At 67.9% G+C, this 21,779-nt stretch carries 23 protein-coding genes and 1 riboswitch; of the genes, 7 read left to right on the top strand and 16 right to left on the bottom strand.

Translation table 11 applies throughout. The features are described 5' to 3' along the window. Positions 1-26: 26 nt before the first annotated feature. From ASD42_RS21780 to ASD42_RS21750, 7 genes are all read right to left on the bottom strand, one after another. Positions 27-1,247: a serine hydrolase domain-containing protein gene (locus ASD42_RS21780; RefSeq protein WP_235569765.1), complete on the bottom strand. Its 1,221-nt coding sequence runs from the start codon at positions 1,245-1,247 to the stop codon at positions 27-29. A gap of 377 nt (positions 1,248-1,624) precedes the next feature. After that, on the bottom strand, positions 1,625-2,218 hold the full coding sequence (locus tag ASD42_RS21775; RefSeq protein ID WP_056819611.1) for a hypothetical protein: 594 nt from the start codon (positions 2,216-2,218) through the stop codon (positions 1,625-1,627). Between the two features lie 58 nt (positions 2,219-2,276). Next, on the bottom strand, positions 2,277-2,912 hold the full coding sequence (locus ASD42_RS21770) for a (2Fe-2S) ferredoxin domain-containing protein (protein ID WP_056819608.1): 636 nt from the start codon (positions 2,910-2,912) through the stop codon (positions 2,277-2,279). Beyond that, a complete protein-coding gene (locus tag ASD42_RS21765; protein WP_056819606.1) occupies positions 2,909-3,697 on the bottom strand; it encodes an ABC transporter ATP-binding protein in 789 nt (262 codons plus the stop codon). The genes ASD42_RS21770 and ASD42_RS21765 overlap by 4 nt, the downstream gene beginning before the upstream one ends. After that, positions 3,694-4,761, bottom strand: coding sequence for a FecCD family ABC transporter permease (locus ASD42_RS21760; protein WP_200950489.1), 1,068 nt, complete (start codon positions 4,759-4,761; stop codon positions 3,694-3,696). The genes ASD42_RS21765 and ASD42_RS21760 overlap by 4 nt, the downstream gene beginning before the upstream one ends. Beyond that, entirely contained in the window at positions 4,758-5,756 is a 999-nt protein-coding gene (locus tag ASD42_RS21755) for a FecCD family ABC transporter permease (protein ID WP_235569764.1), read from the bottom strand. Before ASD42_RS21755 ends, ASD42_RS21760 begins: the two co-directional genes overlap by 4 nt. Then, positions 5,753-6,670, bottom strand: coding sequence for an ABC transporter substrate-binding protein (locus tag ASD42_RS21750; RefSeq protein ID WP_235569763.1), 918 nt, complete (start codon positions 6,668-6,670; stop codon positions 5,753-5,755). The genes ASD42_RS21755 and ASD42_RS21750 overlap by 4 nt, the downstream gene beginning before the upstream one ends. Positions 6,671-6,819: 149 nt before the next feature. Continuing rightward, a riboswitch (cobalamin riboswitch) is annotated at positions 6,820-7,012 on the bottom strand. A gap of 158 nt (positions 7,013-7,170) precedes the next feature. Here ASD42_RS21750 and ASD42_RS21745 point away from each other — a divergent pair. Next, a complete protein-coding gene (locus ASD42_RS21745; protein WP_200950488.1) occupies positions 7,171-7,395 on the top strand; it encodes a hypothetical protein in 225 nt (74 codons plus the stop codon). A 282-nt stretch (positions 7,396-7,677) separates the two neighbouring features. After that, positions 7,678-8,445, top strand: coding sequence for an AraC family transcriptional regulator (locus tag ASD42_RS21740; protein WP_063893710.1), 768 nt, complete (start codon positions 7,678-7,680; stop codon positions 8,443-8,445). Between the two features lie 50 nt (positions 8,446-8,495). Here the strand turns inward: ASD42_RS21740 and ASD42_RS21735 are convergent, their stop codons facing one another. After that, positions 8,496-8,975 carry a MarR family winged helix-turn-helix transcriptional regulator gene (locus ASD42_RS21735; RefSeq protein WP_056819594.1) on the bottom strand — a complete coding sequence of 160 codons (480 nt, stop codon included), beginning with the start codon at positions 8,973-8,975 and terminating at the stop codon, positions 8,496-8,498. 106 nt (positions 8,976-9,081) lie between these two features. Here ASD42_RS21735 and ASD42_RS21730 point away from each other — a divergent pair, with 106 nt between their 5' ends. Next, positions 9,082-10,212 (top strand): GDSL-type esterase/lipase family protein, encoded by a 1,131-nt coding sequence (locus ASD42_RS21730; RefSeq protein WP_056819591.1) that lies wholly within the window; start codon positions 9,082-9,084, stop codon positions 10,210-10,212. A 183-nt stretch (positions 10,213-10,395) separates the two neighbouring features. On the opposite strand, the gene ASD42_RS21725 is transcribed toward ASD42_RS21730, so the two are convergent. Continuing rightward, positions 10,396-10,620 carry a hypothetical protein gene (locus tag ASD42_RS21725; RefSeq protein ID WP_056819588.1) on the bottom strand — a complete coding sequence of 75 codons (225 nt, stop codon included), beginning with the start codon at positions 10,618-10,620 and terminating at the stop codon, positions 10,396-10,398. Between the two features lie 297 nt (positions 10,621-10,917). Here ASD42_RS21725 and ASD42_RS21720 point away from each other — a divergent pair, with 297 nt between their 5' ends. Then, positions 10,918-11,400: an adenylate kinase gene (locus ASD42_RS21720; RefSeq protein WP_056819585.1), complete on the top strand. Its 483-nt coding sequence runs from the start codon at positions 10,918-10,920 to the stop codon at positions 11,398-11,400. A 102-nt stretch (positions 11,401-11,502) separates the two neighbouring features. Here the strand turns inward: ASD42_RS21720 and ASD42_RS21715 are convergent, their stop codons facing one another. Continuing rightward, positions 11,503-12,249, bottom strand: a complete 747-nt coding sequence (locus ASD42_RS21715; RefSeq protein WP_056819581.1) for a 3-hydroxybutyrate dehydrogenase — start codon at positions 12,247-12,249, stop codon at positions 11,503-11,505. Further along, entirely contained in the window at positions 12,246-13,619 is a 1,374-nt protein-coding gene (locus ASD42_RS21710; protein ID WP_056819580.1) for an MFS transporter, read from the bottom strand. Before ASD42_RS21710 ends, ASD42_RS21715 begins: the two co-directional genes overlap by 4 nt. A 99-nt stretch (positions 13,620-13,718) precedes the next feature. Here ASD42_RS21710 and ASD42_RS21705 point away from each other — a divergent pair, with 99 nt between their 5' ends. Further along, on the top strand, positions 13,719-14,693 hold the full coding sequence (locus ASD42_RS21705; protein WP_056819577.1) for a LysR family transcriptional regulator: 975 nt from the start codon (positions 13,719-13,721) through the stop codon (positions 14,691-14,693). Positions 14,694-14,719: 26 nt separating this feature from the next. On the opposite strand, the gene ASD42_RS21700 is transcribed toward ASD42_RS21705, so the two are convergent. Further along, a complete protein-coding gene (locus ASD42_RS21700; protein WP_056819574.1) occupies positions 14,720-16,162 on the bottom strand; it encodes an MFS transporter in 1,443 nt (480 codons plus the stop codon). Continuing rightward, entirely contained in the window at positions 16,162-16,671 is a 510-nt protein-coding gene (locus tag ASD42_RS21695) for a helix-turn-helix domain-containing protein (protein ID WP_268793546.1), read from the bottom strand. Before ASD42_RS21695 ends, ASD42_RS21700 begins: the two co-directional genes overlap by 1 nt. 139 nt (positions 16,672-16,810) lie before the next feature. Between ASD42_RS21695 and ASD42_RS21690 the strand changes: the two genes are divergently transcribed. Further along, on the top strand, positions 16,811-17,467 hold the full coding sequence (locus tag ASD42_RS21690; protein WP_056819570.1) for a TetR/AcrR family transcriptional regulator: 657 nt from the start codon (positions 16,811-16,813) through the stop codon (positions 17,465-17,467). After that, positions 17,464-18,306, top strand: a complete 843-nt coding sequence (locus ASD42_RS21685; RefSeq protein WP_056819567.1) for an LLM class flavin-dependent oxidoreductase — start codon at positions 17,464-17,466, stop codon at positions 18,304-18,306. Before ASD42_RS21690 ends, ASD42_RS21685 begins: the two co-directional genes overlap by 4 nt. Here the strand turns inward: ASD42_RS21685 and ASD42_RS21680 are convergent. The 3 genes from ASD42_RS21680 to ASD42_RS21670 form a co-directional block, all read right to left on the bottom strand. Then, positions 18,295-19,920, bottom strand: a complete 1,626-nt coding sequence (locus tag ASD42_RS21680) for a dipeptide ABC transporter ATP-binding protein (protein WP_056819564.1) — start codon at positions 19,918-19,920, stop codon at positions 18,295-18,297. The two genes, ASD42_RS21685 and ASD42_RS21680, sit on opposite strands and share 12 nt — an antisense overlap. Then, entirely contained in the window at positions 19,917-20,732 is an 816-nt protein-coding gene (locus ASD42_RS21675; RefSeq protein WP_327153393.1) for an ABC transporter permease, read from the bottom strand. The genes ASD42_RS21680 and ASD42_RS21675 overlap by 4 nt, the downstream gene beginning before the upstream one ends. 89 nt (positions 20,733-20,821) lie before the next feature. After that, on the bottom strand, positions 20,822-21,775 hold the full coding sequence (locus ASD42_RS21670) for an ABC transporter permease (protein WP_056819561.1): 954 nt from the start codon (positions 21,773-21,775) through the stop codon (positions 20,822-20,824). Positions 21,776-21,779 lie beyond the last annotated feature (4 nt).

The raw sequence follows: 21,779 nt of genomic DNA, 5'->3' as shown, positions 1-21,779 counted from the left end.
CGGGGGCACAGAGCGCCGCCGAAGGATCACTCGCCGCCCATCGCGATGTGGTAGAGGGTGGCGAGGGCGTCGTCGATGGGGTGTGGCTTCGGCTTTCCGTCGGGGCCGATCTCGTTCCACCGCACGAGGTTTGTCGCGACCGACATCTGGCGGGTGCCGTCGGCGCTGGTCAGAGATATCGCTTGGGCACCGAAGACACTGCCGTCGTGGCCCCAGAATGTTTCGCCGCCGGGAGTCCGCACCCGGTGCAGGCCGAGACCGTACTCGATCCGCGTACCGTCCAGTGCGATGACGGGCACCGTACGCTGCATCTGCGCCAACGACTCGCGGCTCACGATGTGCCCACCGAACAGCATGCGGTAGAAGCGATTCAGGTCCGCCATGGTCGAGACGAGTCCGGCGCCGGGCAGCGCCCACGACATGTTGTAGACGCTGTAGTCGCGCGGCGGATCGATCATTCCGAACAGCCGCTCGTACATTCGCGGGTGCGGAACCGACAGGGTCGGCCCGTCCGGGAACGCGGTGTGCTCGAGCCCGGCGCGTCCGATCACCTTCTCGGCGACATAGGTCTCGAACGCAGTTCCGGTCACCTGCTCCAGCAGTTCGCCCAGCAGGAAGTAGTTGGTGTTGGAGTACACGCCGGGGGTCGCTCCGGGCGCCCGGGTGGCGGGCGGCGCGCTGACGCCCATTCCGATCAACTCGACCGGGTCGAACTGGGTGAACTGATGCTTGTCCAGGCTCTCCGATGACAGCTGCGTCCCGCCGAAAAAGGCTGCGAGAGAGGGAAATGAGTACGGCAGGTGCTCGGCCAGACCGCTGGTGTTGTTGAGCAGCATCCGAACCGTGATCTGCGCGCCACGCTCGCCAGGGACCAAGTGCGGCAGGTAGTCACCGATCGGTGTGTCGAGCCCGATCCGCCCCTGCTCGACCTGCTGCATGATCGCGGCCGCGATGAATGTCTTGGTGATGCTGCCTACTCGGTGGACCATGTCGGGGCCGATGGGTTCGCCGGAGGTGACGTCGGCGACCCCCGACGTGCCACTCCACACCCGGTCGCCGTCACGTACCTCCATGTACACACCGGTCATTCCCGCGTCGCGGACCGCATCCAGCGCGGATTGCAGCGCAGCCGAATCGAGTCCGGAAGCTGTTTGCGCAGTGTCTGTTTCGCTGGCCGTCGGCCGCATCGCGCATGCGCTGACGGTCAGGACGGCGACGCCTACCAGCATTGCCAGTGGGATCTTCACGATTTCTGTCCTCTCGTGGTCGGCCGCTGTAGTTCGAAGCGGCGCACCTTTACCGTGGCAGGTGTGACCGATGGGGCGCTTTCGAAATCGTGTGGTCCGGCGCGGTCGCCGGTGGTCTGGATCCGGCCGGGTCATGCCGGGTATCTCGGGCCCCAAAGCGGCGTTGACCTGCACTCCGGCTCTGTCCCGGTACTCACCGTCGGAATTGACGGGCCGTTCGTTCTCGAGACCGCCACCCACGGTGAGATACGCACCCGCAGCGCGTATGCGTCGGCTCGCGCTATGCACCGGGTGAACACGCTCGCCGGGCCAGACGGGGATCGTCCGGGCGCCGCCCGCCTGATAGGCAAGGCGGCGCCGAGGTTCACTCGCCGCGTTCAATCGCCGGTCTGCGCCGAATCCAGGGCCGCGAGTAAGGCCACGCCGCGGGGTGAGATCCGATAGCCGGTGCCCAGGCTGATGGTCAGGCCGAGGTTTTTCAGTTTGCGCACGTTGAGTTTGAAGCGGTGCGGGTCACGCCCGAGTTCCTCGGCCAGGTCGGGAGCCCTGGTCGCGGGGCGCCGCTGGATGATTCGGAGCGTGTCGTGGGTCCACGGGCCCTCGGCATCGGTCCGGTCCATGCGTGCGAGGCGGGCGGCCAAGGCCGCGGCATCGTCGATCCGGTCGTCAGCGGCCAGCGCGTCGCGCGGATCCTCGTCGGTGAGACAGCGGATCCGGAGCAGATAGATCGGGTCCTCCTCAGCGCCCCGGAGATCGGCGAGCACATCGGCGGGTGCGTCATATCCCGCGGCGCGCGCATCCTCGATGCTGATCTGCTCGGCGGTGACCGTCGACAGTTGGTCGACGGCGATACGCCCGGCACCGGTGCGGTAGATCTTGCCCTCGGTAGCCTGCCGATGACGCCACCGGCGAAAGAGCACCGTCACCGCCCCACTGCGGATCCCGGCCCAGCGCTGCTTCTCGATCAGCATGCGAGTCTCGACTGCCGCGCAGCCCGGTCGGGGTGGATCGTGGTCGGCTCGTCCTCGATCATTCCGTCAGGCTATCGCGCGCGGCACCGATGGGGTCACCCCCGCGTACCCCGTTCGTGTGCCATTCCCCGTCCGGGTAGGTGATGTAGAGCGGGCCCAGGTTGCACGGGTTGAGGCAGCCGGTCGGGGTGATCAGGGCGTCGGGGTGGTCGCGGCGCAGAGTTCGGTGCAGCTCGCCCGCGCCGTACACGGTGCAGCGGGGGCCTCGACAGACCAGGATGTGCGCGGTGTGGTCGGGGATTTCCGACCAGGCCGGGCTGCGGAAGGCCCGCGGGCTCGCCGTCACCGGTGCGCCGTCCTCGGACATCCTCGAACGCACCACATCGGCGAACCCGGCGGCGGTGTCGATGCCGTCGGTGATTCGCACGTCCAGGTCGCTCGCGCGGGTTTCCCTCCAGTTCGCCACCGCCCGCGCGATCCAGGTCTCGAGGTAGCGGTCGCGTGGTACGGCGAGCGGGATCAGCGTGACCGGCGATGCGTCGCGGGCGGCGGTGTCGAGTGCGGTGTGGATGGTCGGCTCCTGCTGGTCGAGGAGCGCGTAGTCGACCCCGCAGGCCTGCGCCAGAGCTTCGACGGACGGGAGATCGACGCCCGACGGAGTCGGCCGGGCGATGAGGACATACCGGCGCGTCATGCGGTGCGCACCGTTCGCCCGGCCGGAATCACCAGCGGTGTGCCCGTCATCGGATCGTCGATCACCGTGCAGTCGATGCCGAAGACTGCCGCGATCAGCTCGGGGCGCACGATCTCGGCGGGTGAACCCTGAGCGACCACGCGACCGTCCTGCACGGCGACGAGGTGGTCGGCGTAGCGGGCGGCGAGGTTGAGGTCGTGCAGGACCACGATGATGGTGCGTGGCAACAGGTTTCGCAGGACGTCGAGAACGTCGAGTTGGTGCGCCAGGTCGAGAAAGGTCGTCGGTTCGTCGAGCAGCATCACCTCGGGGTCCTGCGCCAGCGCGAGCGCGATCCACACCCGTTGTTTCTGACCGCCGGAGAGTTGATCCACCGGTCGGTCGATCAACTCGAGAGTGTCGGTGGCCACCAACGCTTTTCGCACGGCCTCACCGTCCTGCGCCGACCACTGACGGAACCAGCGTTGGTGCGGATGGCGACCGCGGCCGACGAGTTCACCCACAGTAATGCTGTCGGGCACTACAGGTTGTTGCGGCAACATGCCGAGCCGACGGGCGACCGTGCGCGCGGGCTGCGGTGCGATATCGGCGCCGTCGAGCAGGACCGCGCCCGCCGTCGGCGCGATCAGTCGGGCCAGGCCCCGCAGCAGGGTCGACTTGCCGCAGCCGTTGCGGCCGACGATGACAGTGATCGCACCGGTCGGGAAGTCGACGGTGGCGTCGGTGACGATCGCGGTGTCGCCGTAGCCGAGCGCGAGTCCCTCGGTGGTCAAGTGTGCGGTCATCCAGCGTGTCCGATCCGGGTTGCGCGGGCGAGGAGGTAGATGAGAACGGGAGCGCCGAGGATGGCCGTCACCACCCCGACAGGGAGTTCCGCCGGGAACAGCCGCCGGGCGGCCAGGTCGGCGGCGACCACCAGCAACGCCCCGGTGGCCGCCGCGGGCGCGAGCCCGGCACCGCGTTCGGCCAGCAACCGTCGTGCGATCTGCGGCGCCACCAAGGCGACGAAACTGATCGGCCCGGCCGCGGCCGTCGCCAGGGTCGCGGCGGCGGCCGCGACGACGATGAGCGTGATGCGGTGCGGGCCGCGCCGCCCGGCCAGCGAGTTCGCGAGGTCGTCGCCCATTTCCAGCAGCGGCAACGAGCGAGCGAGAACGATCAGCGGCGGCACGACCACTACCAGTGCCGCCGCGGCGAAGCCGACGTGGCTCCAATCGCGGTTGGCCAAGCTGCCGGTGAGCCACATGGCGGCCGTATGCGCCTGGTAGTTGTCGGCGATGGTCAGGATGAACGCGATGGCCGAGGACAGCATCGCTGTGACGCCGATGCCGACGAGCACGAGTCGATAGCCGTCGAGTCCGTCCTTGGTGGCCACGGCCAGGATCAGCGCCATGGCCACCCCGGCGCCGAGCACCGCGCCGCCGACCAGCCCCAGTCCGGCGCCGCCGAGCAACACGCTCACCACCAACGCGCCCAGTGAGGCGCCCGCGTTGATCCCGATGATCTCGGGGCTCACCAGTGGGTTGGTCGCGATCCGTTGCAGGATCGCCCCCGATATCGCGAAGGCCGCGCCGACACACAGTCCGGTGAGCACGCGTGGCAACCGGTCGGCCACCACCACGTCGTACTCGATGAGCGTGCCACCGCCACCGAGTACCCGGATCACGTCGGCGACGGTGAGCGGGTAGTAGCCGATCGTGAGTGACCACGCCGCCACCGCCACCGCGGCCGCCGTGATCAGCACAGTCAGGACCGCGGACCGTTTCCCGACGCGAAAGACGATGCGCCGGGCGGGTGTTCGCAGCAACAACGTGCCGCTGGGCAGTACGCCGCGCTCGGTGCGCGTCACAGGGTGGCCACCTTTCGATTGCGCACGAGATAGAGGAAGAACGGCGAGCCCGCGAAGGCGGTGATGATGCCGACCTGGATTTCCTGTGGCCGCGCCAGCATCCGTCCGAGAATGTCGGCCGCCAACAGCAGCGTCGGACCCAGCAGCGCACACCACAGCAGAATCCACCGGTAGTCGTGTCCGGCGAAGAATCGGGCGATGTGCGGGATCACCAAGCCGATGAAGGCGATCGGTCCGGCGATCGCCACCGCAGACCCTGCGAGCAGCACCACGCTCAACGCACCGATCGCGCGCGTCGCGACCAGTCGGGTGCCGAGCGTGCGCGCCATGTCGTCACCGATGGCGACGGCGTTCAACGGCCGTGCCACCACGACCGCCAGCAACGACCCGGCAGCGATGAACGGCACCGTCCCCCACACGGATTCGATGTCCGCGCGAGCCAACGAGCCCACCACCCAGAATCGGAAGTTGTCGAACAGGGTCCGGTCGAGCAGGGTGATCGCCGTGGTGATCGACCCACACAATGCGGTGCAGGCCGCGCCCGCGAGCGCCAGTTTCACCGGCGTCGCGCCGCCGAACCCCAACGATCCCAGCGTGTAGACGAGCGCGGCGGCGATCGCGGCGCCGAGGAAGCCGAACCAGATGAATCCGCCCGTCGCCGTGAGGCCGAGCGCACCCATCGCGATCACGATCGCCAGCGAGGCGCCCGCGTTGATGCCGAGCAGGCCCGGTCCGGCCAGCGGGTTGCGGGTGAGCCCCTGCATCACCGCGCCCGCCAGCGCCAACGCGATACCCGCGAGCAGGCCCGCGACAGTTCTGGGCAGCCTGATGTAGCGCACGACCCGGTCGGTGTCGGTCCCCTGAAAATCGGTGAACGCGACCGCGGCCTGGTCGAGGGTGAGCGGGTGTGCACCGATCAGGATGGACGCCACGCAGGCAGCCGCCAGCGCGGCGCCGGCCAGGATCAGACCGGTGCCGCGAGCGGTGCGCGTCACCGCCGGAACAACTCGGGATGGATCAATTCGGCGACCAGTTCGGTCGCGTGCGCGATCCGCACGCCTGCCGCCCGGTCGGCGAACAGGAACGGGTGCACGGTCGCGTTGCGCACGGCCGCCAGATTCGCGAAGGCCGGGTTTCCGACGATCTTGTCGACCTGGGGTTGTCCGTCGGCGCGTGTGTAGGTCGCCTTGCAGCACAGGCTGGTGAGGATGATGTCGGGGTCACGGGCGATGAGCTCTTCCGCGCCGACGGGCACATTGCGCTTGGCGGTGAGATCGGCGAAGGCATTCACTCCGCCTGCGGCTTCGATGATCTGGGTGATGAAGTCGATGCCGCCTGCCACGGTGTAGGAGCCGTCATCTTTGGGGGTGACGACCGCGACCCGGGGCTTCACGGCGTTGCCGACCTTCGCGCGGACCGCGTCGATGCGCGAACTCAGCTGCGTGACAACTTCTTCGGCGCGCTCGGAGGCACCCCACAGGGCACCGAGGTCGCGCAGGTCGGCGTACACGTTCTCGAAGCGCACGGTATCGGGGTCGATCGCTTCATCGGCGAGTCCGTCGGCACTGGGGCACAGCGGGCTCAGCACCCAGCTGCGCACGCCCAACTCGTTCAAGCTTGCCCTGGTCCCGACGCTGTTCTGCGCCGAGGAGGCGAACACCCCGTTGAAACCCGACATGACGAAGTCGGGTCGCTGGGCGAGCAGTTCGTCGCGACTCGGCAGCTTCTCGACGTAGGGCGAGCGTGCCTGCGCGGCGACATATTCCGCAAGCACGGCGGAGTCCAGGAATGCTGTGCCCACCAGCCGATCGGTGACGCCGAGCGCGTGCGCGATCTCGATCGAGGGCTGATACGCCGCGTAGATCCGCTGCGGTGGGCCGTCGACAGCGACGTCGATTCCACAGTTCACGCGGGTGACAACAGCTGCGCCGCCCGTATCGGAGGTCGGTTGCACACCGCAACCGGCTAGAACAATCGTGCAGGCGAGCAACGCGCCGGAACGTAGGCGCGCGAAAACAGAGCGGGTCAAGAGACGGCCTTCCAGGTCCTCGTGGAATGGGGTACTGCGTAGCCGTGGCCGGTCTCCTGGCTGACGGGATAGTGCGCGGTGAATCCACCTTCCCAGGGCAGGTGCCCCAGTGGCTCCGGACGACACACGTCGTCCGGATCGATTCACAACTCCCGATCACAGTGGCGAGGGCCGCACCGGTTCTACACCGGTTTCCCGAACACCACGGCTGGTGAACTGTAGCAACGTCGGCTCCGTCGAGGGTCGGCGCCGATACACAGCCGACTCCCAGCCGCGTCCCACCGGGCTCGACAGTTGCGCCGCGAAGATTCAGCTATCGGCCGAGCACTTCGGCCGGCCGATGATCTCGGCAGTGAGATCGACGATCTGGAGGAACGCGCATGAGGATGACATCGACACTGGCCAAGACCGCGGTGGCGGGCGCGCTGGCCCTCGGGGTGCTCGGCGCGACAGCGAGCGTGGCGAGCGCGGATCCGGGCGGGCACGACCAGCAGCGGCCCGAGCAGGGCCAGCAGCACCGGCCGCAGCAACAGCCGGAGCATCACCAGAACGACGCGCCGCAACACGGCTTCTGGTTCTTCGGCACCTGGGTTCCCCTGCCCTGACCCACTCCCCACCGCAGGCCCGGCACTCTCCGGGCTTGCGGTGAGCCGAGCAGCCACCTTGTACGAGTTATGGTGCGGGACTTCACCATCGCTGCTCGAGAACACCCCCATCCGTGCCGATCGTGTCAACGAATGGATTGCAGGCGGGTCGGCACCTTAACCGGTTACCATTCACTCCCCTGAAGCCGACCCGCCTGCTTTTCCCCAGCGCGACCGCACGACGACCGATTCCACGTCACTCGCGCGTCGGTTCCCTTGCGGCGCACCGATACCCTGGCAGGTGTGACCGAGGGTGCGCTGTCGAAATCGTGTGGTCCGGCGCGGTCACCGGTGGTCTGGATCCGGCCGGGTCATGCCGGGTACATCGGGCCCGAACTCGGCGTCGACCTGCATTCCACCTCTGTCGCGGTCCTCAGTATCGGGCTCGACGGGCCGTTCGTCCTCGAGACCGCCACCCACGGCGAGATCCTCACTCGAAGTGCGTACGCCCCTGCTCGCGCGGTGCACCGGGTGAACACCCTCGACAAACCGATCCTTCTCCTGTGGTCGCATGCCTCGGGCATCGAAGGACAGATGGCGACCACCGAGGGACCGTACGGATTCGACCACCTTCGCGAGCGTGAGCTGGTCGAACAATGTTGGCTACCGGACGCGGACCCGGGTCGAATCATGGCACTGGCGGGCGCAGGTCTCCCCGCGAAGATCGATCCGCGCATCGAGCGCGTGGCAGCCGCGATCCGACAGCACCCGGATCAGGCATTCCGGGCCGAACCGATCGCCGCGAACCTGGGCCTGTCCACCTCGCACTTCCTTCGCTTGTTCGTCCAGCAGTACGGGACCACCTTCCGCCGCTACCAGCAGTGGGCCCGCGTCATCCACGCGCTGCGCGATGTCGCCGCCGGCCACGATCTGACCCGATCGGCGACAGACGCGGGGTTCGCCACACCCTCCCATTTCAGCGAAACCTTCCACCGCATGTTCGGGATGTCCGCCACGGCGGCCCTGCGATCCGGGTTCCGATTCGACCTCGAAACCACCCCCGCGCCATGACAGTTGCGCCGATCAGTTACCCGGCTGGCCCTGCGGAGACCGTGACAGCCTCACGATCGGTCGGACACAGCGGTAGCGGCCGGGTTCGTGGCATCGCGGATCACGCGCAGGCCGGTGCTCAAGCCGTCGAGTTGCTCGGGGGTCAGCAGGCCGGTGAGCCATTGTTCGAGGGCGGCAAGGTAATCGGGAAGGACCTGTTCGAGGCGGCGGACGCCGGCGTCGGTCAAGGCCGCGTAAGCGCTGCGGCGGTCGGTCGGGTCTAGCTGGCGTTCTATCAATCCCGCAGTGGCAAGGCGGTCGACCACACGGGTGACGCCGCTGGTCGAGAGCTCGGTTTGAGTGGCGAGATCCGACATCCGTAGGCGGTTGTTCGGGGAGCGACTCAGTCTCAGCAGGGCGTTGAGGTCCAGACCGGACAGGCCGTGCGCTTTCCAGGTCGGCTCGAGCTTCGCGATCAGACCGCTGTGCGCCTCGAAGAGCAAGCCGGAGATGGTGAAGCGGGGGTCGTCGAACAGCTCGTGGACGGACATGAGGCGAGCTTAGCCGATATTTGCCATGCGGATAGTTGACACGAGGAATACATCCGAGTAGACCTATGCGTAAGCATTATTCCGCACAGCAAATATCGGAGAGATCATGCAGCGCAACATGTGGGTCGCCGGGTTCCGGACCGGTGTCATCGCCCCGAACGAGCAGATCAAGCTCGCCGAGTCACGGGAGTTCGCCGACGAAACCGTGCGCCACGTCGTACATATGACAGGTGGCGGCGAGGCGGTACGCGTGCGGTTGACCAACCGATACGGGGTCGCGCCCCTGCGGATCGGCGCCGCACGCATCGCAGCGCGCAAGACCGGATCGGCGATCATCGCCGATCACGAGATCACCTTCGACGGCGCGGCACAGGTCACCATCGACGCGGGCGCCGAGCTCGTGAGCGATCCGATCGCCCTGCCTGTCGCCTCGGGCGAAGACCTGCTGCTCAGCCTGTACCTCCCCACGCCGACCGGGCTTGCCACCTTCTCCCACCAACCCGGCGAGATCGCCTATATCGTCACCGGCGACCACACCGCGGATGTGGAACTCAGTGACGCGCAAGAGGTCCCGTTCCGCTTCTTCGTCACCGGGATCGACGTGCTGGTCACCGACCCGCCGTCGGTCGCCGTCGCGTTCGGCGACTCCTGGTTCGAGGGCTTCGGTACTACGCAGAGCGCCAATCGCCGCTCGGTCGACGCACTCAACGCCCGGCTCACCCGGGGTTGGGTGGTCAACAACGGGATCTCCGGCAATCGCCTCACCGCCGACCAGATCGGCGAATCCGGTTCGGGCCGTTTCGATTCCGACGCGTTGCAGGTCCCCGGCGTCACCGACGTCCTGATCACTTTCGGTATCAACGACCTCATCCTCGGCGCGATGGGCGGACAGTCCTCCGCGACCAGTGAGGAACTGATCGCCGGCTTCATCGACCTGGCCGACCGCGCGCACGCCGTCGGACTGCGTATCCACGCGGCCACCATCGGCCCGTACGCCGGTTGCGTCTACCCCGGCATGCCCCTGCTGGAAACCCAGCCGACCCGCCAGGCCGTCAACGAATGGCTGCGCACCACCGATGTCTTCGACTCGGTCTTCGACGTCGACCGTGCCGTGTCCGACCCCGAGCGCCCCGACTACATCCGTCCCGAGTTCGACAGCGGTGACGGCATGCACCTCAACGACGAGGGCGCCGCCGCGATGGCGGCCACTGTCGACGTCACCGCCCTCTTCCGGTAACCCTCGGTCGCGATCACCGTGTCTTCCTCGGCGAGGGCACGGTGATGGGCGCCCGACGCTATCCGACCGGGGGTAGTTCGCCACGCACGCCACGTATCGCGAACGATTCCAGCGGTGTGATGTATCGCTAACATGCCGACCGGGGTGCCAACTGTCGAACGAGGGCCGCTCGACAATGGGTCGCTATTGCTCGCGGTCGGCCAACCTCGAGGTCACGTCGATGGGCGGGACCCAGGGCTCGGGTAGCTCGTCCAGATCAGCGAGGGTGGTGTGCACGAACGCCGCGATCCGGTGCCGGGCCGCCGAGCTCAGCCGTTCGACGCGGTCAGCGGTCAGCGGACTGTCCGCGAGCTCCACCGCGGGGAGATCTCCGATGGCCCCCACGATCGTCTCCGATCCGTTTTCCATGCGTCGCGCCATCCCGTCCCCCACCTTTCGAACAGTGTCGGCGCCACTCCGGCACACCGGTCACGAAGCGCCGCCGACATCCACCAGCAAACATCTGGATTACAACATGAACAAGCGTCCACAACAAGCGCTCTTGCTGGCGAATCTTGCGTAGATCGCGCCTCCGCCCACGATCGACCCCACCTTCTACGCCGCCCTCATCTGCCTGGCCAGATGCCGCAGCGACGTCCCCTACGTCATGCTGAGAACCGAACAGCATTGTCGACCACCCACCGCGGAATCCGACACGGAGGCAGCGTGCAGCGAATCGTGATCCTGGGTCGCGGCGGCGCAGGCAAGTCGACCCTCGCCCGCCGACTCGGCGCCGCCATCGAACTGCCGGTCATCGAGCTCGACAAGCACTTCTGGCCACCGGACCTGACACCGTTACCCCCTGATCAATGGAGGGCGATCCAGCAGCGGCTCACCGACGCCGAAGGGTGGATTCTCGACGGCGATCTCGGCCCCTTCGACGCACTCGAGGTGCGACTCGAGACCGCCGACACCATTGTTCTGCTCGACTTCCCCCTCTGGATCTGCGCATGGCGCGCCCTGCGTCGCTCCCGCGAGAACCTGACCTTCTGGCGCTGGCTGATCGGCTACCGCCGCCACAGCCTCCCGCTGATCACGACCGCCATTGCCGACCACGCTCCCCACGCAAACCTGCTACTGCTCCGACACCCTGACGACGTCGAGCGGTTCCTCGCCGAAATCCGCGACCGCCCACACCGAACGCCCTGACGAAACCAAAGGCCCCCGACGGCAGCGACCCGTCAGTCACAGGGTGCGTGGCGACTGACGGGCTACCGGTCCAGTGTCGTGCCTATCCGGCACCCACCGCGGTCATCGCGCGCTCCACCCTCCGTCCATGACATAGGAGGAGCCGGTGACCATGCCCGCGGTGTCGGAAGCGAGCCATCCGACCAGTGCCGCCACCTCTTCCGGCTCGATCAACCGCTTGATCGCGCTCTCGGTGAGCAGCACCTTCTCGAGTACCTCCTGCTCCGGGATCCCGTGCGCGGCCGCCTGCTCAGCGATCTGCTTGTCCACCAACGGCGTTCGCACATATCCGGGACTGACGCAGTTGCTGGTGACCCCGTGCGGACCGCCTTCGAGCGCGGTCACCTTCGACAGCCCCTCGAGCCCGTGCTTGGCCGTCACATACGCGACCTTGAACTGGGAGGCGCGGATCCCGTGCACCGAGGAGATGTTCACGATCCGCCCGAAATCCTTGGCGTACATGTGCGGGAGGGCGGCACGGATCAGCAGGAACGGCACTTCCACCATCAGCGTCTGCATGGCGCGAAACCGATGCGGCGCGAAGTCCTCGATGGGGTTCACGCTCTGCACGCCCGCGTTGTTGACGAGGATATCGACGTCGAGACGCAACTCGGCCAAGGCATCGACCTCGAGCAGATCGACACTCCAAGCGTGTCCGCTGATCTCGTGCGCGACCGCTTTCGCCCCGACTCCGTCGACATCGGCGACGGTGACCTCGGCGCCCCGCGCGGCCAATTCGCGCGCGCACGCCGCGCCGATGCCGCTCGCACCTCCGGTGACCAGTGCCTTACGCCCCGTGAGATCGGTCATGCGGCAACACCTTTCTCGGCGGAGGCGTCGGCGAGGTCCACAGATTCCAGGTCGATACCGCGGGTCTCCTTGGCGCACAGCACCGCGATCACAGTGACGGTCGCCGCGAACGCCAGGTACCAGGCGATCGGCACCGACGAACCGAACTCGTCGAGCAGCTTGACCGCGATGATCGGCGCCAGCGAACCCGCCACGATCGAGGTGACCTGATAACCCAGCGACACACCGGAGTAGCGCATCCGAGTCGGGAACATCTCCGCCATGATCGCGGGCTGACCGGCATACATGAACCCGTGGAACACCAGTCCGATGATGATGGCGGACAAGATGATCGCGCTGTTGCCGCTGTCCATCATCGGGAAGGCGAAGAAGCCCCAGGTGGCCGCGGCGACGGCACCGGCCAGGTAGACCGGGCGGCGCCCGACACGGTCACCGAGCCTGCCCGCCAACGGAATCACCGCCATGTGCACGGCGTGGGCGATGAGCAGCCACCACAGGATGGTCGTGGTGTCGGCATGCACGTGAACCTTGAGATAGGTGATCGAGAACGTGACGACCAGGTAGTACATGATGTTCTCGCCGAACCGCAGACCCATCGCGGTGAACACCCCGCGCGGGTACTTGCGCAGCACCTCGAACGGGCTGAACGACGCGGCCTTGGCCTGATCCATCGTCTGCTGGGCGGCCACGAAGATCGGGGCGTCGGTGACTTTGGTCCGCACGTAGTAGCCGACCAGCACGACCACCGCCGACAGCCAGAACGCCACGCGCCAGCCCCAACTCAGGAACGCCGCGTCCGACAGGGTCGAGGTCAGCACCAGCAGCACGACCGTGGCGAGCAGATTGCCCGCGGGCACACCGGCCTGCGGCCAGCTCGACCAGAAACCGCGACTGCGACTCGGGCTGTGCTCGGCGACCAGCAGCACCGCACCACCCCATTCGCCGCCGATCGCGAAGCCCTGGACGAAGCGCAGGATCACCAGCATCGCCGGTGCCCAGTAACCGATTTGGGCGAAGGTCGGCAGACAGCCCATCAGGAAGGTCGCCGCGCCGACGAGCACCAGACTCACCTGCAACAGCTGTTTGCGGCCATAGCGGTCGCCGAAGTAGCCGAAGACGATGCCGCCGAGCGGCCGCGCCGCGAAACCGACGGCGTAGGTGACGAAGGCGGCCAGGATCGCGTCGAGGTCGCTGGTGTCCTTGGAGAAGAACACCTTGCTGAACACCAGGGTCGCGGCGGTGCCGTAGAGGAAGAACTCGTACCACTCGACGACGGTGCCCGCCATCGAGGCGGCCACTACCCGCCGTAGTCCGGTGGGGGCCTCGTCCGGGTCGTCGCCGGTCGGTCGTATCGCGTTCCGCACGCTCATCGCACTACTCCTTCGATGTTCCAGGCCACATCACCAGACAACTGTGACGTGGCCCACAAGCCGTGAGGAGAGTATTCGTGCAGATCTATCTCGGTGACAATGGCCAGTTTCGCACCAGCAATCTGCGAAACTGCACACGTGAGCCATTCTTCCTCGACTTCGGGGCGCAGACCGAGCGCTGACGATTTGCTGGTTCTGCTCGCGGTCGGCCGGTCAGGGCGCTACATCACCGCCGCCGAGGAACTGGGCATCAACCACACGACGATCTCGCGGCGCATCGCGGCCCTCGAGCACGCCATGGGCGGGCGGGTACTGACCAGGGTCACCGGTGGTTGGGAGCTCACCGACCTCGGACGTGAGGCGCTGACCGCGGCCGAAGCCGTCGAGGCGGCCGTCCGATCGCTCGGCTCGAGCGCGGGCGAACGCACGCTCGAAGGGGTGGTGCGGATTTCGGCCACCGACGGTTTCAGCGCCTACCTGGCTCCGCCGTCCGCCACTCGCGTGCAGCGCAGACATCCGGGCGTCGCCGTCGACATCATCGCCGCGACCCGACGAGCATCCACCCAGCGAACCGGCCTCGACATCGAGGTGGTGGTCGGTAAACCCCAGGTACACCGCGCCGTAGCGATCGAGCTCGGCGACTACTGCCTGCGCCTGTACGCCTCGCGCGACTACCTCGCCGAACACGGCACCCCGACCACCGTCGCCGAACTCGCCCGCTACCCGCTGGTCTACTTCATCGAATCCATCCTCCAGGTCGACGATCTCGACCTGGCTCTCGCCTTCGCTCCCACCATGCGCCGATCCGTCTCCTCCACCAACGTCTTCGTCCATGTGGAAGCCACCCGAGCCGCGGCCGGCATCGGCCTACTGCCCTGCTTCATGGCCGACCGCCACCCCGACCTCATCCGCGTCCTGCCCGACGAGGTCCGTGTCCAACTCACCTACTGGCTCGTCACTCGCCCGGAAACGCTGCGCCGCCCCGAAGTCGCCGCGGTCGTCGAGGCACTGCGCGCCACCGTGGGCGACCGCCGCGACGACCTACTCGGCGACCGCGTGGAACCATCCGGCTGACCGGCTGTCGCCCACGACAGGCAGCGCTATCCGTTTCCTTCCGACTGGGCGGCCGGGGCAGGCAGAGCGAGGCTGAGCGCCGCACTGACCACCAGCGCCGCGCTGATCGTCAGCGTGCACGCCGTCAGAGCGCCGCGGTAGCCGTCGCTGGCCACGACACCGAAGAAGATGGCGCTCAGCGACGCGACACCCACTGCGCCACCGAACTGTTGGCCAGTGGTCCAGATCCCTGAGGCCGACCCCGCGTAGCGCGTCGGCACCGTCGACAGGAACAACGTCGTCAACGGCGGCTGGACGAGGTTGATGCCGACACCGATGACGAACAGACCGGGCGCGAGCAGCCACGGATTGACGTCTGTGGTCGAGGTCAGAGCCGCGCCCAGTACCGCCAAGGTCCCGACGGCGCCGAACAGGGCACCCGCGATGACAGTCGAGCGGCCGAACTGCACGGTGAGGCGGCCCACCAGCGGGGCCACCGCCAGTCCGCCGATCGAGAACGCCACGGTCACCACGCCGGCTCGCAAAGCCGTGTAGCCCTGGCCTTCTTGGAGCCAGAGGACGAACACGAGCAGGAATCCACTGAAGGCCGCGAACGCGACCAACTGAACGGCGAGTGCGACGCTGCTGATGCGCGCACGCAGCAGCTCCAACGGCAACAGCGCACCCGCGCGAGCATCGGCGTTGCGGTTCTCGCCGATGGCGACCAGAGCGACAGCGGCGACACCAGCGGCCAGCAGCAGCCAGATCCAGAGCGCCCAGTCGTAGGTGCGACCTTCCAACAGCGGGAACACGATGGCCACCAGCCCCGCGGTCAGAGCGATCGCCGCGAGCCATCGTGGCCGCAGCGCGCCTTCGGCGCGGCTCTCCGGGATCAGCCACGCGCCCAGACCCGCCAGGATCAGGGCGGCCGGGACGCTGATCCAGAAGATCGCCCGCCAGCCGAGACCGGCGACGTCCGCTGTGACGAGCACGCCGCCGAGCAGCAATCCCCCGGCTTGCGCGAGTCCCGCGGCAACACCGAAAATGCCCAGGACAGTGGCCCGTTCGGGTCCGCGGAAGAGAACGAACAGGCTGGAGAGAACCTGTGGCGCCAGAATCGCCGCGGCTGCGCCTTGCGCGGCGCGACTGGCGATCAGTTCGCCCGGACTGTTCGCGAGCGCGGACCAGGCACCGGCCAGCGCGAACAGAACCAAGCCGACGAGAAATACTCGTTTGCGCCCCCACAGGTCGCCCAATCGGGCCGCGGTGATCAGGGTGGCCGCGAAGGCGAGCAGGTAGGCCGTGGCGATCCAGCCGACTTGTGAAGGAGTTCCCCCGAGGTCAGCTTGGATCGCCGGTAGTCCGACGTTGACGATCGTGACATTCAGCAGATCGAGGGTGAAGCCGAGAACGAGCACGATCATCGCGGCCCAGCGCCGCGGGTACAACTCCTCGGTCGTATCGTCCTGCGTGGAAGTCGAAGTAGTCATCAGGTGTAGCTCCCTGCGCGGCTAGGTGTCCGGTGTGTGGTCATCGCTTGCTCGTTCGCCGACCCCGTGCCCACCAGGCCGTGACGGCGCAGAATCGCGTGCACTGTCGACACCGACGGGACGCGGCCCGAACCGGCGCGCAGCAGATGCGCCCGGATTCTGCGCGCTCCCCACTGCGGGCGGTCCAGCCGTACTCGCACCACGACGGCCTCGATATCGGCGGAGGTGCGGGCGGGAAAACTCTTCGGGCGGCGCGACCGCGGCGCCAATCCCGCCACCCCGTGGGCCCGGTAGCGCGCGAGATAGCTGTAGTAGCTCTTGCGCGAGATGTTGTACCGACGGCACACCTCGGTCACCGTCAGCCCATTTCGCTCGGGTGCCTGCAAGATCTCCAGCCACGGCCCGGCCTCGAGACCGACCGCGCTGCCTCGATCGTTCGACCGAGGGCTTGCACTCGGCCGAACACTCTGGCACGCACGCGGATCGAGGCTGTCTCCTGGGGGTTGCATCATAGATTTCTCCCGATGTGGAACAGATCGACTTGAACTTGCGGGTTCACTTTAATGTTCCCATACGAGCACCGCAACTCGGGTATATAAGAATGAACCCGCTAGTCAAGTTGTGGCGCGATTGCGCTATGGTTCAGGTATGGCAGTAGCAGCAACGCCGACCGGACAGTCGGCCTCGCGAGGACGCATCGACAAGCGGCAGGCGATTCTGGACGCGGCGTTCGTCGTCTTCGCGCGCCGCGGGTACGCCCAGGCCGGCGTGCAGGAGATCGCCGAGGTCGCCGGCGTCGCCAAACCGACCATCTACAACCACCTCAACGACAAGGAGACGCTGTTCCGGCACACGCTGGCCGCCGTGAGCGACGCGGTGCTCGCCGAGAACCTGGCGGTGGTCGAGCGATTGCGGAACCCCGGTGAGGATCTGCGCGCCACCCTGGAAGACGTGGCGTTCCGCCTGATCCGGTCCTGCTGCACCGAACAGTCCCGGTCGCTGCGCTGGCTCACCTACGGTCAGGTCGCGCAGTTCCCCGATCTGATCGATGTCGTGGTGAGCCGAACCTCTGATCAGCTCGGCGACGCCCTCGCGGATCGGCTGGCGCGCTTGTCACTGTCGGGCCACCTGCGTACGAGCGATCCGGCGATCGCCGCCGAGCAGTTCCTCGTACTGATCACCGGCCCGATGGAGGGCCGCACTCGCCTCGGCACCCGCAAGGTCTCCACCGCCGAGATGCACGCGGTCGCCACCGCGGCCGTCGACACCTTCCTGCGCGCCTACGGGACACCGGAGAACTCGTGAGCCACCAACCTTTTCGATTCGGCCTCGTCACCGTTTCCCACGCCGACCCGAAGGCATGGACCTCGACCGCGCGATGGGCCGAGGACACCGGGATCTCGGCTTTGCTGCTGCCCGACCTGCCCGCACCGGTGCCCGCGCCACTGACCGCGCTCGCCTACGCCGCCGCGGCGACGACCACGCTCGGCGTCGGAACGTGGGTGCTGGCCAACGACTTCCGCAATCCGTTCGTCGTCGCCCGCGAAGCCGCCACCCTGGACCTGGTGTCGGGCGGCCGCTTCCAGCTCGGGCTCGGCGCGGGTCAAACCGCCATCGGCTACGGCGAACTCGGGATCGCGGCCGAGTCCGACCGGATTCGGTTCGAGCGCCTCGCCGAGTCGGTGGGCATCGTCAACGCACTGTTTCGTGGTGAGCGGGTCGAGGCGACCGGCGCCCATTACGCGAACACCGGAACGACCCTGGTTCCCGCACCGCCGAGGAAGGTGCCGCTGCTGCTCGCCGCGGGCGGACGTCGGGCGACCGAACTCGCCGCGGCCGAAGCCGACACCGTCGCGTTCAGCACCTTCTCCCGCGACCAGCTCACCCGTCAGGTCAAGTGGCTCGAGAATGCGGCGGGCCCACGGCTTTCCGACATCGAACGGGCGCTGCGCTTCAGCACCCCGACGAGCACCATCGGTCCGCCGATCCCCGCTGACGCCCCGAACCTGCTCACCGGATCGCCCGCGCAGGCGGCCGATCAGCTGCGCCGTCTTCGCGACGAGTTCGGCATCTCCTACATCGTTCTCGACGACGACGCGGCGCGTGAGCTGGCGCCCGTGGTGAGCCTGCTGTCAGGCACCTGAGCTCCCGTCGACGAGGTCGGTGCCGGGGATGGCGGCCAGCAGCTGACGGGTGTATTCGTGGGCCGGATCGTCGAAAAGCTGCTCGGTGGACCCGATCTCGACGATGCGGCCCTGTCGCATGACCGCGACCCGATGGGCGATCTGGCGCACCACCGCCAGGTCGTGCGAGATGAACAGGTAGGCCACGCCGGTGTCGGCTTGCAGCTCGGCGAACAGGTCGAGGATCTGCGCCTGCACCGAGACGTCCAGCGCCGAGACCGGTTCGTCGCAGACCACCAGCTCCGGCGACAGGGCCAGCGCCCTGGCGATCGCGACCCGCTGACGCTGTCCGCCGGAGAGCTCCGCGGGCCTGCGCCCCAGCGTCGACGCGGGAAGCGCGACCCGGTCGAGCAGTTCGCGCGCCCGCGCCGCCCGCGAGGCGCGGTCACCGACGCCGAAGACCCGCAGCGGCTCGCTGATCACGTCCTGGATCGAGAACCGCGGATCCAGTGACTCATACGGATTCTGATAGATCACCTGGGCGCGCCGCCGCAGCTCCCGCAATCGCGCGCCTTTGCTGGCCGTCACATCGTCGCCGTCGAACACAACGCGCCCCGACGTCGGTGGGGCCAGGCGCAGAATCATTCTGGCCGTGGTGGACTTGCCCGACCCCGACTCCCCCACCAGCGCCAGGGTCTCCCCTCGGTGCAGCGAGAAGCTCACACCGTCGACGGCACGGACGATCTTCGCGCGGATCTTCGCGCGTGGCAGCGGGAACTCCTTCACCAGGTTCTCGACCGCGAGCAACGGTGCGGTGCCCGGCCGACATGGCCGGGCCCGGACACCGGCACGTCCGGGCACGCTGCGCAACAGCTGCTGTGTGTACGGATCGCGCGGGTTGTCGAGTATCTCGCGGGTCGGCCCGCTCTCCACGATCCGGCCCCGCGACATCACCGCGATCCGCTGGGCACGGTCGGCGGCGACTCCGAGGTCATGGGTAACCAGAAGCACTGCGGTGCCGAGGGTTTCGGTCAGGCTCGTGATGTGGTCGAGGATGCGGCGCTGCACGGTGACATCCAGCGCGCTGGTCGGCTCGTCGGCGATGATCAGCGCCGGATTCGCGGCGATGGCTATCGCGATGAGCGCCCGCTGGCGCATGCCGCCGGAGAGTTCGTGCGGATACTGGTCGGCACGGGTCTTCGGGTCGGGCATCCCGGCCCGCTCGAGCAGGTCCACCACTGCCTCCGGCGCCGAACGCCGGGTCGCCAGGCCGTGGATGAGCAGTACCTCGGCGACCTGGGTGCCGATGCGCTGCACCGGATTCAGCGAGACACCGGGGTCTTGCGGGATCAAGCCGATCTGCGCCCCACGAATCGCGCGCAGCTCCCTGTCTCCCGCTCGCGCCAAGTCCCTGCTGCCGAACTGGATCCGTCCCGCGTCGATGTGCCCCGCGGCCGGTAGCAACCCGGTGATGGCATGCGCGGTCGAGCTCTTGCCCGAGCCGGATTCCCCGACCAGCGCGACGATCTCGCCCGGCGCGATGTCGAGGTCGACCGCCCCTACCGCGCGCACCCGCCCGGTGCTGGTGCGGTAGGAGATCGACAGGCCACGCACTTCCAGCAGATTCCCGGTCATCGTCGATTCGCCCACTCTCCATCGAGTGCCCGCGCGATCCGGTTGGTCGCGAGCACGACGAACGCCACCATGAGGCCCGACATCGTCGAGATCCACCACGCGTTGGCGAGATAGTTCCGGCCGCTCGAGATGAGCGAGCCCCACTCCGGCGCCGGTGGCACCGCGCCGTAGCCGAGAAAGCTCAGCGACGACACCGCCAGCACGGCGGTTCCGAGATCCAACGTGGCCAGCACGACCACCGGGCCGATCGCGTTCGGCAGAACGTGGCGGCCGAGCACCGTGTACCAGCGCGCCCCCGACGACCACGCGGCCTCGACGAACACCGCTTGCCGTAATCGCAGCACCTCCGCGCGCATCACCCGGGCGAAGCCGGCCACGCTGGCCACACCCACCGCGATCGCCACCTTCACGGTGCCGTAGCCGAGCGCGGTCACCAGCGCCAACGACAGGAACAGCGATGGAATCGACAGCAGCACATCGGCGAAGCGCATCAGCACGTCGTCGACCCAGCGGCCGACGAACCCGGCGATCAGGCCCATCGCGCCCCCGACGACGAACGCGACGGCCACCGCGATCACCGTCGCCTGCAACGACAGCGCGGTGCCGTGCACGACGCGGGTGAACATGTCACGGCCGAGTTCGTCGGTGCCGAACCAGTGCTGTCCGCTGGGCGGCGCGAAGATCTCCGACGGGACGCCGAGCAGCGGATCGCGGGCGGTGAACAGCGTCGGCCACACCGCGGCCAGCACCACCAGCACGAGCGTCACCACCGAGAGCACCAGACCCGGCCGGTACAGCAGGAACCGCGGCAGTCTGCGCCAGTCGAAACCCGTACGGTACTCGTCGTCGAACTCGTCGACGACGGTTCGGAGGACGGCCGCCTCGGTCAGCACGGTGTCGGTCACGCGTAACTCCTCGGGCGCGCGACCACGATCCGTGGGTCGAGCACCGGGTAGATCAGGTCGACGATGAGGTTCACCACGACGAAGACGACCGCGCCGAACACCACAACGCCCTGCACGAGCGGAATGTCCTGCACGCTCACCGCGCCCGCCATGACCCGCCCGAGTCCGTTGCGCGAGAACACTGTCTCGATCACCACCGCGCTGGCCACCAGCTGTCCGACGAGCAGTCCGACGATGGTGAGCGCGGGCAGCGACGCACTGCGCAGCGCGTGCCGCAGATGGACCCGGATCCGGCTGGCGCCCTTGGCCCGGGCGGTTTGCACGAACGGCGCGTCCAGGGTGGTCAGCAGGCTCTTCGCCAGTACCTGCGCGATCAGCGCGCCGGTCGGGATAGCCAGCGTGATCGCGGGCAGCACCAACCCGGCCAGCCCGGCGTTGCCGAACGCGGGGAACAGCCGGATCCGAAACGACAGCAGCTGCACCAGCATCAGACCCGCCCAGAAGGACGGGATCGAGATCGCCAGCGGCGGCAGCGACAGCAGCACCTGCCGCAGCCAGCGCCGCGAGGTGTAGGTGGCCGCCACGGCGAGCCCGCCGCCGAACAGCACGGCGAGCATCAGCGCCGCCGCCGTGAGCTGCAGGGTCGGCGGTAGCGCCGCGGCGATCGTGCCGGTCACCGACCGGCCCGTGGCCACCGAATCACCGAAGTCGCCGACCAGCGCCCGGCCCAGATAGTCGAGGTACTGCACCACGATGGGCTTGTCGAAGCCGTACTGTGCCCGCAGTGCGGCGAGCTCGGCCGGGTCCACCGGCGAGGAGTTCAGTCCGCCGCCCGCCATCGCCGACACCGGGTCGCCCGGCAGGAACTCGAGCACGAAGAACGACACGGTGTACGCCGCCCACAGCACCCCGACCGCCTGGGCGAGACGGCGTAACACGTACCGTCCCATGCCG

Origin of the sequence: Nocardia sp. Root136 (genome assembly GCF_001427185.1) — a bacterium.
GTDB classification, from domain to species: domain Bacteria; phylum Actinomycetota; class Actinomycetes; order Mycobacteriales; family Mycobacteriaceae; genus Nocardia; species Nocardia salmonicida.
Note: the sequence above shows the minus strand (reverse complement) of the source record. Positions and strands in the feature narration are given on the sequence as shown.

Coding starts and splice junctions, on each gene's coding strand:
- ASD42_RS21690 (WP_056819570.1), top strand. CDS start 16,811: ATGGCAGTAGCAGCAACGCCGACCGGACAGTCGGCCTCGCGAGGACGC.
- ASD42_RS21700 (WP_056819574.1), bottom strand. CDS start 16,162: ATGACTACTTCGACTTCCACGCAGGACGATACGACCGAGGAGTTGTAC.
- ASD42_RS21730 (WP_056819591.1), top strand. CDS start 9,082: ATGCAGCGCAACATGTGGGTCGCCGGGTTCCGGACCGGTGTCATCGCC.
- ASD42_RS21670 (WP_056819561.1), bottom strand. CDS start 21,775: ATGGGACGGTACGTGTTACGCCGTCTCGCCCAGGCGGTCGGGGTGCTG.
- ASD42_RS21770 (WP_056819608.1), bottom strand. CDS start 2,912: ATGACGCGCCGGTATGTCCTCATCGCCCGGCCGACTCCGTCGGGCGTC.
- ASD42_RS21695 (WP_268793546.1), bottom strand. CDS start 16,671: ATGCAACCCCCAGGAGACAGCCTCGATCCGCGTGCGTGCCAGAGTGTT.
- ASD42_RS21775 (WP_056819611.1), bottom strand. CDS start 2,218: ATGCTGATCGAGAAGCAGCGCTGGGCCGGGATCCGCAGTGGGGCGGTG.
- ASD42_RS21680 (WP_056819564.1), bottom strand. CDS start 19,920: ATGACCGGGAATCTGCTGGAAGTGCGTGGCCTGTCGATCTCCTACCGC.
- ASD42_RS21725 (WP_056819588.1), bottom strand. CDS start 10,620: ATGGAAAACGGATCGGAGACGATCGTGGGGGCCATCGGAGATCTCCCC.
- ASD42_RS21765 (WP_056819606.1), bottom strand. CDS start 3,697: ATGACCGCACACTTGACCACCGAGGGACTCGCGCTCGGCTACGGCGAC.
- ASD42_RS21705 (WP_056819577.1), top strand. CDS start 13,719: ATGGCCAGTTTCGCACCAGCAATCTGCGAAACTGCACACGTGAGCCAT.
- ASD42_RS21745 (WP_200950488.1), top strand. CDS start 7,171: ATGAGGATGACATCGACACTGGCCAAGACCGCGGTGGCGGGCGCGCTG.
- ASD42_RS21710 (WP_056819580.1), bottom strand. CDS start 13,619: ATGAGCGTGCGGAACGCGATACGACCGACCGGCGACGACCCGGACGAG.
- ASD42_RS21715 (WP_056819581.1), bottom strand. CDS start 12,249: ATGACCGATCTCACGGGGCGTAAGGCACTGGTCACCGGAGGTGCGAGC.
- ASD42_RS21735 (WP_056819594.1), bottom strand. CDS start 8,975: ATGTCCGTCCACGAGCTGTTCGACGACCCCCGCTTCACCATCTCCGGC.